Raw genomic sequence first — 9,994 nt, forward strand, 5'->3', positions numbered from 1 at the left:
TGTAGACACCATGCCACACGCTCTCGTGTGCGTTGGAGGTAATCGGGCCCAATCAGACCGTACGGGGCTCCGGGATATGTCGCTTTGGCGACACATCGATCCTTAGTCAGTCGTCACTGGAATGAGTTCAGATAGGTCCCATGGATGCGGGCTGGCTCTGTACGGCCATTGGGTAGTACTCGATATCATCTGCCGTTACCCAAGACGCTGACAACGACGGCGGTTTGCCAGGTCGTCCGGGGACTGCGTGTGCGTCCAAGTGCGTTAAGCCTGCAATTATCGCCTACTTGAAAAAGCACCTGATCAATAATCATCCGTTGTCAGTACGCGATCTTCCAAGGTCGGGGCAATTTCTCGACGCCTGCGTTGCAGCAACGAATTGTCGCGTCATCGTAGGGCGAGAGGAGGTAGCGGAGGGTTCTCGGAGTGAACCTTTACGTTGATTGTGACGTTGCACACCAAGAAACAGAGGTGCGCTATGGCTCAAGTCAGTGAATTTTTGTCGGCGGTGCCAATCAAGACGCGTGATCTGATCAAGCCGCATCTGACCGAGGTCAAATTAGAGAGAGGGGCGACCCTCGCTCGCCCTCATTCAAAGCTTGAGATTGCCTATCTCCCGATCGACTGTGTGCTTTCGGTGGATCTTCAGATCAGCGAAGGCGCAACGTTCTGCACCGGGCTCATCGGCTCCGACGGGCTTCTCGGTGCAGGCATGTCGCTTGACGATCGCGTCTGCCTCTATGGCGTGAGTGCGATCACCGGCGGCTCAGCCTTCGTTCTAACGATGTCACGGCTAAGGGACCTCCTCCTGCAGATGCCGGAATTCCGTAAAAGGTCTTTGGCATATGAGCAGTTTTTCCTAGCGCAGGTCCAGCAAACTGCCGCATGCAGTGCTTTGCACGAGGCACCAGCACGGTTGGGATCCTGGCTTCTACGATTACAGCAACATGCGGGTAGCGAAATCAGTTTGACGCAGAACACGCTTGCTCAAATGCTTGGGGTGCGTAGGACGACCGTGACTGACGCAGCGCTTGCGCTGCAAAAGGCAGGGGCGATCGAATATCGGCGGGGCGATATTTCGATTCTTAGTGGCGAGAAAGTTCGCCAGTCTTCATGCGGGTGCGACGCGGAAATCGCGTCACATTACAGCCGGCTGTTTCAGGCCGAATTCAACGAAGAGTAGGCTTTGCCGATCCAGATGCCTCCATAAGGATGGATCATGATCTGGAACGTTTTGCGACATTGCCCGTTTCCCGGACCAGGGGAAATCAATCGATGTTGCAATGGTTGAGAAGCTTTGTGACCACGCAGGCCGGAACAGCGCCGGGGGACGATATTCCAGCGTTTGTGGACCGATCTGCATTGGCAGATTTCGTCAGGCTACTGCATGAAGCCGACCGCGATGATTATGCGGCAAACGACCCAATCAGCGCTGATCCGAATTGAGAACTTAGGCGGAGCTCGCTTCCGCGCCTCAGATAGCCGCTTCTTTTCCCTTGTTCGCATGACCGTTTTGAGAAGTTTCCGGTTCTCCGGTCACAACGCTGATGTCGCCGCTGCTTTCCAAGCAGGCGAGCCTAACATTCTTAGGATCATCAACGCCCTGCGTTCGCAGAAGGGCCATAAGCTCCTCTTCGGTGACAAGCTCTCTTCGCATATTCTTGCGCAGCATTTTGCCGTTCTCGATGAGCTTGACCTTCGACGACGTTAACAGGACTTCCAGTTTTGGGAACCGGTATGCGAGCCACTGCAGGCCGTAGCTCCAGAACATCACAGTCAGAATGAGGATGGCGGCCTCGGTGACGGATTTGTTTTCGCCCAGCGCATCGGTCGTCGATTCGACCACAAGCACAACCACGAGGATGTCCGGGATGCCGATGGCCCCCGCTTGCCGGTTCAGGAAGAAACGCAGCACGAAAAAGAGCAGGAAGTAGATAAGCGTACCGCGAAGTATGACCTCGTGGACGGAGTTTTCCGGTACGAAGATGGCATGCCAGTCGATCAAATCAACGTCCGCGACTTAGAAGGGGCGGGATCAGGCGGAGACTAGCTCAAGTGTCGGACGAACATCCGGGCGCAGATGGCGATAGGCGGCGAGATAATCCTGTGTCATCCGCTCGACGGTGAACCGTTCCTCAAACTGACGTCGGACCGCAGCACGTGGCAATCGATTGATGTTCTGAAGTGCGGAAACCGCGTCGTCCGTAGACCCGACGACGAACCCGGTCAGTCCGTCGTCGATGATTTCCGGAACGGAGCCGTTGGCGAAGGCAATCACTGGCGTTCCACATGCCATGGCTTCGATCATGACCAACCCGAAAGGCTCTGGCCAGTCGATCGGAAACAGCAGCGCAGTGGCGTTCCCGAGGAATTCTGCCTTCTGGTGCTCATTGATCTCGCCGACGAACTCGACGTTCGAATGAGCCTCGACCATCGGCCCGATGACATCGTCCCAGTATTTCCTGTCCGCCTGATCGACCTTGGCTGCCATCTTGAGAGGAATGCCCGCGCGTGCTGCGATCTCGATAGCGCGATCAGGCCGCTTTTCCGGCGAGATGCGGCCGAGGAAGGCTGCATAGCCGCACGTCGGTGCAGGATTGAACGGCAGCAAATCCTTGGGAAGACCGTGATAGATCGTCGCGAGCCAGTTGACCGGCGGCATGGGCGCGCGCTGGGCGTCCGATATCGATACCAACGGCAATTCCGGGAACGCTTTGTAGAATGGCCCAGCGTCAGGAAGGTCGAGGCGGCCATGCAATGTCGTTAGCATCCGATCGGCAAAGGGACGCATCATCGGATAGTGCAGGTAGTCGATGTGGAAATGCACGATGTCAAAATCGTCCAGCCGCCGAGAAACCTCATCAAGCATCGCGATGTGATACGGCAGCATGTCGCGGATCGTGGGGTCGAGGCGAAGGGCTGTCTTCGCGCATGGCACGAGGTCCGCGTTAGTAACGGAATCTCCGCTGGCGAAGAGTGTTACTTCGTGGCCGAGCCGCACGAGTTCCTCGGTCAGATAGGAGACGATACGTTCGGTCCCTCCGTAGAGCTTCGGAGGGCAGCTTTCGGCAAGAGGAGCAATCTGGGCGATCTTCATGACGCCGTCCGTTCTGCTGCTACATGGCTGACTGATAGAGAGATGCGTAGGCTTTGGCCGGATTCGTCCAACTGAAGGCTTGTCCCATGGCGGCCCGCCGCATGCGGTCGAGGCGATCCCTCGCGCCAAAGGTCGAGAACGCGCGACAGACGCTGCTCAGAAGTCCGTGCGAAGAGGGGCTTTCGAACAGGAAGCCAGTCTGGCCGTCGAGAATTGTCTCTGCCAGGCCGCCTGTGCGATGGCCGATGGGGAGCGATCCGAAACGCTGGGCGTACATCTGGCTGAGGCCACACGGTTCGAAGCGAGACGGCATCAGCGTAAAGTCGCTCCCTGCGAAAATGCGGCGCGCTTCCTCGTCATCGAAGCCAATTTTCACCGCAACGGATCCGGGATGGTCTATCTGAACCTGCCGCAAGGCCTGCTCGAAGCGTTCTTCGCCCTTGCCGGTAACGATGATCTGTCCGCCGGCATCGACGATCGCCTTGGCGTTCTGGATGACAAGATCGACGCCCTTTTGGTGTACGAGGCGAGCGACCAGCGCGAAGAGCGGACCACGCGATACGGCCAGGCCGAATTGCCGTCGGATTTCCCGGGCGTTCTGGGAGCGCTTGCGCCAATCCCCGGCATCGAAGTTGCGGGTCAGGGACGTGCAGGTACGCGGATCCCAGCTTTCGTCAATGCCGTTCAGGATACCCGAAAGTTCGTTCTGATCCGCTCGTTTGCGGAGGATGCCTTCGAGACCGCATCCGAACTCGGGCGTGGTAATCTCGTTCGCATATGTTTGGCTGACGGTCGTCAGATGGGAGGAGTAAACCAGACCAGCCTTCAGGAATGACAAACGGTCATAGAATTCAACGCCGTCCATGTGGAAGGCATGATCGGGGATCCCGAGGCGGGGGAGCGCATCTTGAGAGAAAACGCCCTGATAGGCGAGATTGTGGATCGTGAACACGGTCGGCAGTGGCCGATTGGACCATTCGAGATAGCCCGGGATCAGCGCACATTGCCAATCATTGGCATGGATAAGGTCTGCCGACCAATTTTTGTCCGCATCGCCGACCGCGATCTTGGTTGCGGCATATGAGAACGTCGCGAAGCGCACGTCGTTGTCGGGCCAGTCGATGCCGCGGGCATCTCCATAGGGCGTGCCCGGACGCTCGAACAACTCAGGACACATGACGACGTAATAGGGCATTCCGTCAGTGGAGTGTCCCAGTCCTATCCGGAAGGAAGGCAACCCGGCATATCCAGCACAGCGACCGACGACCTTCAGGTCATCGAGTCCACGTAGGACCTGCGGATAACCTGGCACCACGATCCGAATATCTGAAAAGGGCAAAAGGGCGCGGGGTAGGGCCGCTGACACGGCTGCAAGACCGCCTACCTGAACGAAGTCGCACGTCTCCGGAGTCGCGAAGAGGATCCTCATCGCGTATGGTCCGTACTTGAATATTTTGTCATGGAAGCCCCGAACGCCCCGAAAGGGCGAGCCGAGCCTCAAATGCGGGAAAGCGATTTTCGTTCCGCACCGCAGCGAAAAAATGCGTGGCTATACTTTCAGCGGCCGTAACCAGCCACGTCTCTCATGAGGCGCGTTCGAAGGGTTACCAAGAGAATAATTGAGCCCGATCGCGGTCCATCGCTTGGCCAAAACGACAAAAAGCCCCGCCGGGGAAAACGGGGCTCTCTGTCGGGGCGTGGGCGCTTGGGGGACCACCCACAGAAAGGAGACGCTTGGTGGTCGAAAAGGTTCGGCCTTAGTGGAAATTCTGGGCGAGCGAACGCTGCTATTTCGTGCAACGAGACGCAGCTTAGTTCTTCGCCGACAAGGCTTCCGTCAGGCGCTTGGTCAGGTCTGCTGTCCGGGCTTCGATTGGAAGCTTGAAAATGTTGTCTAAAGACAAGACAGCACGGTCGTTATCGGACGAGAGCTCCGAAATATTGCAGTCTTCAAAAGAGCAATGGGTGAAGGCAAGGTTCTCTGTCTGATCATCGATCAGAATCGTGCATTTTACGAATTCGCATTCGTCATATCTGGCGAATGCTATCCGACCACGAAAGTCCAAGGTGCGGGCTTGGAACCGCTCCGCGAAGATGATGCGCTCTTCAAGATAGGTACTCAAGCCACAAATCCTCACGGCATCGCTGCGTAACGGTAATTCTAGTTCGTGTCCATTTTGGACTACCTACATAGCGATGTCTGTCCAGTTCCGTACACATCTTCCCGCTGACTCATTCGAGGCCGCGCATCGCCGGCCGACTCAAAGTGCTCTTGGCCTTCGGCCGCCATCCTCAGCGAAAGAAGAACCCATAAACGGCGAGGACTGCCAAACCGCCGAATAAAATCCATGCGGCCAGCCCGATGGTTAACTTGCGCGCTGGTTCAGGCGTGTGGTCGGTTGCCGGCGTTTCGTGCTCGGCTACTGCGGGTTCTCTTTCGGATGACATGTTTACTCCGTGAAGTGTGATCGGCGGATGAACAATAGCTAGGGGAGCATTGTTCCTACCGGCTCGTGTCAGCTACTTTTATGCTGGAACGCATATGCGCCATTCTCGTTTTGCCTCTCCAGAACAACAATGGGAGGTTGAGAGTGATCCTCTACAAGACACAGTCGCTGATTGTTGATGACCTGAAGCCTGAGCCGAAGGCCGAGAAAAATCGCGACCTAGTGCTTGAGGAAGACGGCGACATTTGCACGCCGAAATCGGAGCCGCCGAACGAAGACGATCAACCACTTGAGTGAAATGAATAGGCCGCCCCACGAGGGCGGCCTATTTTCTTGCGAGCGCAGGGTTACTTTTCCGGGTGACCAGAGCCGGGCGGGGCAGTTTTGGGCGCCTTGCCATCTTCGACACGGCCTTCGTTGCGCAGCTCGCGGCCTTCTTGAGCCTTCTTCTTGCTCTCCGGGTCTTTGCCGTGTTCGTAAAGCTCTTCCTTCACAAACCCAGCGCCTTCCTTGATCTTGCCTTCGACACTCATGGTTCTCTCCTGTGTTGGGGACGATGAACTCGCATCATCCGGAAACGATCCCCGGGTCAGGAACTCAATTAAGAGGGAGACGTTCGATGGCAACGCACGCACTGCAAAAAGGACAAGATTAGCATGGCGACAGCAATGCTGGCCCCACAGGATTTCAGTTCACCAGCGATCTTGCTCTCAGGCGTCGTGGACTATGAGATGTACAAGGCGTTTCGTAGCCAGCTTGATGCCGCGAATGCCAGGGATTTCGTGGTGTGCGAGCTTTCAACGCTTGGAGGAGACCCCGAAGTTGCGCGCATGATGGGAGAAGATATCCGCTTCCATTCGGAAATTTCTCCAAATCGCAGGTTGGTCTTCTTGGGAAAAGCAGCGATTTATTCGGCGGGTGTCACCTTCATGAGCTTTTTCGCCCGCGAGAACAGATTTGTGACGCGGGGTAGCCGCCTCATGGTCCACGAACGCAAGTTGTCGAAGACCCTCACAATAGATGGCCCCCTGACGGCCTGCTTGGCCAGCGTCCAGGCAACGATTAATGAGATCGAGTGTTCGATCGCAATACAAAACGAGGGTTTTGCAAACCTCGTCCGCGGATCGCAGGTCGCATTGAATGAGGTGATCGCGAGAGCGCCAAGTAATTGGTATCTGGAGGCGCAAGAAGCGAAAGACCTCGGACTGATCGAGGCCGTCCTTTGAACGTGCAGGAACTTAGCACGATGCGCTTTGTTTCAAGGCAATCAACAAAGGGAGGTCCATCATGAAGAAATTTCTCTCTGTTCTTGCCGTGGCCACGATCGCTGCTGGTCTGACTGCAAGCGTCGCAGACGCCAAACCCCGGAAAGCGTCATCGAAGATGATGAGCAGCAAGGCCGGCGGCACGAATAACGCTAATTCGATGGGCGGGAAGAACAGCCCGGCCAGCTCCGCCAAAGGTTCTGCCAGTTCGGCTGGTGGTGGCGCGAAGTAACGGAAAAGGCAAGCCATGAACAAAGCAGTTTTAATCGCCGGCGCGCTGATTTTTTCGTCTGCGGCATACGCTCAAACCAGCCAAAGCACGGCGCCAACATCTCCGACCAACTCGGCGGCTCAAAGTGGCCCTTCAACGTCCACCACTGGATCTAACCCTGGTAGCGTTACAAACGGGCCCGGTGGTCCGGCCAATGCGGGTGCGGTGGGCGCTGGATCTGCCGGCGCCGGGTCAACGGCTGGCATCGGCGGTGGCACCGGAGGTTCGGGATCATCGGGCGTCGGAGGGGCCGCAGGTGGTGCAGGCGGAGGAAGCCGTTGAGCCATTGCGACTGAACAAAGTTAAGACCGAGCAAGCCCGCCTGTACGGCGGGCTTTTTTCGAGAGGGTATGGAGGGCGCCTTATTGAAGATCTACGACCCGCCTGCCACCGCCGGAAAATGCGAGCGAAATCCCGAATATCGTCTTTGAGCGTTCAGTTTGCGATCAGCGTCAAGTCCCTTAGGGAAGGGTACCAAAAGGTTTAAAGTGTTTGCAGTGTATCAATCTCCATGGCCCGCCGAGATATTCCCACACCAGCAACCCATAAGCCTGCCCATTACGAGGAAGGAACTCATCGCTAAGATCGCTGTAAAGCTTCTGTGCAGTTTCAGCGGTCACCTTGTTCTGAACGGTCACGTGCGGCGACCAACGCTGAGTATCCTGGCGCGACAATCCATCGCCGATAGCATCTTTCAGCTTGTGCCTTAGCTGCTCAAATGCGGTCGAACTGACGCTTATGGCGTTGCCAAATCCCAAGAACCTCACTGAGTCGAAAGTCAGGTCAATTTTTTGTTGGGGAAGGGCCGTTGTGAGAATGCGCTCGATTTGCTGCGGCGCTAGTCGATGGAACATCGTTAGATGTGCCGAGAGTACGTTACGACTTTGCGGGAAGTGCTTTCGGCGTAGGCCGTCCAACCAGGAAAAAATTTCGGCATCGAGTTCTGCCGTGAGGATGAATGTCGGATAAGAAGTCTGTTTCATCACTAAATGGGCAGTCCAAGTTGCTCTGCTTCTTCGTCAGTTCTCTGAAGGGACGACAAAGATACGCCGAGCAGACGTACAGGTTTTGGGAGCGGCATCGCGGTTTTCAGCAATTGAACGGCGGCGAGACCTAAATCGTCCCGGTTTCCGATCAAGGTTTCGGTGGACCGGCTTCGCGACATAATCTCAAAATCAAAGAACTTGACCTTCAGCGTAACCGTGCGGCCTCTATTGCCGGTTGCTTCACAATGTCGCCAGACCTTATCGATGAGCGGCTGTAGTGCCTCGACCATTGTGTTGAGTTCAGTCAAATCCTCGAAGAAGGTATTCTCAGCGCCGACTGATTTGCGGATCCGATTCGCCCGAACGGGCCGTTCGTCGATGCCGCGCGCGATCCAGTAGTAGTAGGTCCCCGACTTTCCGAAATGAGCCTCGAGGAAGGCTTGCGTCTGATTGCGGATGTCGAGCCCCGTCCGGATGCCGAGCGCGTTGAACTTCGTCGCGGTCGCAGGGCCGATGCCGTGGAATTTGCCGACGGCAAGGTTTTCGACGAACGCCGGGCCCATCTCTGGAGAGATGACGTACTGACCGTTGGGCTTGCGGTAATCCGAGGCGAGCTTCGCAAGAAATTTGTTGTAAGAGATCCCGGCCGAAGCGTTGAGACCAGTCTGTTGCTTGATCTTTGCGCGTATTTTGAGAGCAATATCGCGCGCTAGAGGGATATCTTGCAGGTTCTTGGTTACGTCGAGGTAAGCTTCGTCCAACGAAAGAGGTTCGATGATTGGCGTATGCTCGGCGAAAATTGCACGGATCTGCTGGCTGATCTCCTTGTAGACTTCGAAGCGTGGCTTCACGAAGATGAGATCGGGACATTGGCGCTTGGCGGTGATCGACGGCATAGCCGACCGAACGCCAAATTTGCGCGCTTCGTAGCTTGCCGCCGCCACAACCCCGCGCTCCCGCGAGCCGCCAACCGCTACGGGCTTGCCACGAAGATCCGGATTGTCCCGCTGCTCGACTGACGCGTAGAAGGCGTCCATGTCGATATGAATGATTTTACGAGACTGGGGCGAGATAGGCCCATCTTCGCTATCGGATGCTGGCATCGCTGATCATCTTGATTTCGTTACGCGGCTTTCGCGGATGGAAAGCTGAAGCCGATCAATGCGAATAGACAAGCCACGCTGAACCCGTGCATCGAGATGATAGATCGATATTCGGCCGCGCTGTAAGTTGCGAGCGGCGGCGCGACGGCGGGGTTCAGTAAGAGGTATGCGGCAAACGGCAGGGCTAGGACAGCAAGCATCACGTGTCGCTCACTGGGCCTGAACAGAAGCGCTGCAAGCAAAACGCATGGTAACAAAAAGAGCTCGACGCCGGTGTCGGCTCCGATCAATTTGACCGCAAGTACTCCGTTGGCCGTTCCGATCGTCGGTAGTAAGGCGCGGCCCATCAGCGAGTTGCGCCGGGAGAGAGCAGGTACAATCGCGAAAATCGGCATCGTGATGAGAGTGATCCACGCTGGCCAAGCAGAATGTCCGACGATGGCGTGAAGATACAAGGGATAGAACGGCTGGTTGCCAGCGATGACGAGTGCGACCGTGTTGGCGAGGGCTGCGAGCGGATCGGGATTGGCCCTGTAATCTTGCAGCGCGTTTAAAAGAGGTATTGGCACTGAAGTCCATCTTGTTTCGGTGGCCCTTCGTCAAAGCTTCGCCGGTGAAAGCCTCTATCGTTGAGGGCGACAGTCAGATCGTCATACAGCTTTGTTGGACGAACCGCGTTGCGTCAAAATAATGTCTGAACGGAATCCTCGCAGCATCTCAGAAGGTTCCTCTGATCATACCGTGTTGGCTCAACCAGACGGCGCTAAGAGGGCATTGACTCATCCGACGCATTAGAACAAATCAAGAACAATATTTCAATGGTCG

13 protein-coding genes are annotated in these 9,994 nt (G+C 56.2%); 5 read left to right on the plus strand and 8 right to left on the minus strand.

The features are described 5' to 3' along the window. Positions 1-478: 478 nt before the first annotated feature. Both RPMA_RS12010 and RPMA_RS12015 read left to right on the plus strand, forming a co-directional pair. Complete coding sequence (locus RPMA_RS12010) at positions 479-1,183, plus strand: Crp/Fnr family transcriptional regulator (protein WP_211913008.1); 705 nt, start codon at positions 479-481, stop codon at positions 1,181-1,183. Positions 1,184-1,275: 92 nt separating this feature from the next. Beyond that, positions 1,276-1,446, plus strand: coding sequence for a hypothetical protein (locus RPMA_RS12015; protein ID WP_211913009.1), 171 nt, complete (start codon positions 1,276-1,278; stop codon positions 1,444-1,446). Positions 1,447-1,474: 28 nt separating this feature from the next. Here RPMA_RS12015 and RPMA_RS12020 read toward each other — a convergent pair whose 3' ends face one another. The 4 genes from RPMA_RS12020 to RPMA_RS12035 all read right to left on the minus strand — a co-directional run bounded on the left by RPMA_RS12020 (position 1,475) and on the right by RPMA_RS12035 (position 5,220). Further along, entirely contained in the window at positions 1,475-2,005 is a 531-nt protein-coding gene (locus RPMA_RS12020; protein WP_211913010.1) for a DUF421 domain-containing protein, read from the minus strand. Between the two features lie 30 nt (positions 2,006-2,035). Then, positions 2,036-3,097, minus strand: coding sequence for a glycosyltransferase family 4 protein (locus RPMA_RS12025; protein ID WP_211913011.1), 1,062 nt, complete (start codon positions 3,095-3,097; stop codon positions 2,036-2,038). A 19-nt stretch (positions 3,098-3,116) separates the two neighbouring features. Further along, positions 3,117-4,526: a glycogen synthase GlgA gene (gene glgA, locus RPMA_RS12030; protein WP_211913012.1), complete on the minus strand. Its 1,410-nt coding sequence runs from the start codon at positions 4,524-4,526 to the stop codon at positions 3,117-3,119. Positions 4,527-4,908: 382 nt separating this feature from the next. Next, positions 4,909-5,220 (minus strand): hypothetical protein, encoded by a 312-nt coding sequence (locus tag RPMA_RS12035; RefSeq protein WP_211913013.1) that lies wholly within the window; start codon positions 5,218-5,220, stop codon positions 4,909-4,911. 468 nt (positions 5,221-5,688) lie between these two features. Here RPMA_RS12035 and RPMA_RS12040 point away from each other — a divergent pair, with 468 nt between their 5' ends. Next, positions 5,689-5,841, plus strand: a complete 153-nt coding sequence (locus RPMA_RS12040) for a hypothetical protein (RefSeq protein WP_211913014.1) — start codon at positions 5,689-5,691, stop codon at positions 5,839-5,841. A 50-nt stretch (positions 5,842-5,891) separates the two neighbouring features. Here RPMA_RS12040 and RPMA_RS12045 read toward each other — a convergent pair whose 3' ends face one another. Then, complete coding sequence (locus RPMA_RS12045; RefSeq protein WP_211913015.1) at positions 5,892-6,077, minus strand: hypothetical protein; 186 nt, start codon at positions 6,075-6,077, stop codon at positions 5,892-5,894. 123 nt (positions 6,078-6,200) lie between these two features. On the opposite strand from RPMA_RS12045, the gene RPMA_RS12050 reads away from it, so the two are divergent. Continuing rightward, a complete protein-coding gene (locus RPMA_RS12050) occupies positions 6,201-6,770 on the plus strand; it encodes a Clp protease/crotonase-like domain-containing protein (protein WP_211913016.1) in 570 nt (189 codons plus the stop codon). 61 nt (positions 6,771-6,831) lie between these two features. Further along, positions 6,832-7,041, plus strand: coding sequence for a hypothetical protein (locus tag RPMA_RS12055; protein WP_211913017.1), 210 nt, complete (start codon positions 6,832-6,834; stop codon positions 7,039-7,041). Positions 7,042-7,541: 500 nt separating this feature from the next. Here RPMA_RS12055 and RPMA_RS12060 read toward each other — a convergent pair whose 3' ends face one another. Genes RPMA_RS12060 through RPMA_RS12070 form a run of 3 tightly spaced genes read right to left on the minus strand, consistent with a single transcriptional unit; the run spans position 7,542 to position 9,738 of the window. Further along, positions 7,542-8,063: a 2'-5' RNA ligase family protein gene (locus RPMA_RS12060; protein WP_211913018.1), complete on the minus strand. Its 522-nt coding sequence runs from the start codon at positions 8,061-8,063 to the stop codon at positions 7,542-7,544. 2 nt (positions 8,064-8,065) lie between these two features. Further along, the gene (dinB, locus tag RPMA_RS12065; RefSeq protein WP_211913019.1) at positions 8,066-9,169 is read right to left on the minus strand and encodes a DNA polymerase IV; all 1,104 of its coding nucleotides are present in this window, start codon (positions 9,167-9,169) and stop codon (positions 8,066-8,068) included. A 20-nt stretch (positions 9,170-9,189) separates the two neighbouring features. Then, on the minus strand, positions 9,190-9,738 hold the full coding sequence (locus tag RPMA_RS12070; protein WP_211913020.1) for a hypothetical protein: 549 nt from the start codon (positions 9,736-9,738) through the stop codon (positions 9,190-9,192). Positions 9,739-9,994: the final 256 nt, after the last annotated feature.

The organism is Tardiphaga alba (genome assembly GCF_018279705.1).
Taxonomy (GTDB): Bacteria; Pseudomonadota; Alphaproteobacteria; order Rhizobiales; family Xanthobacteraceae; genus Tardiphaga; species Tardiphaga alba.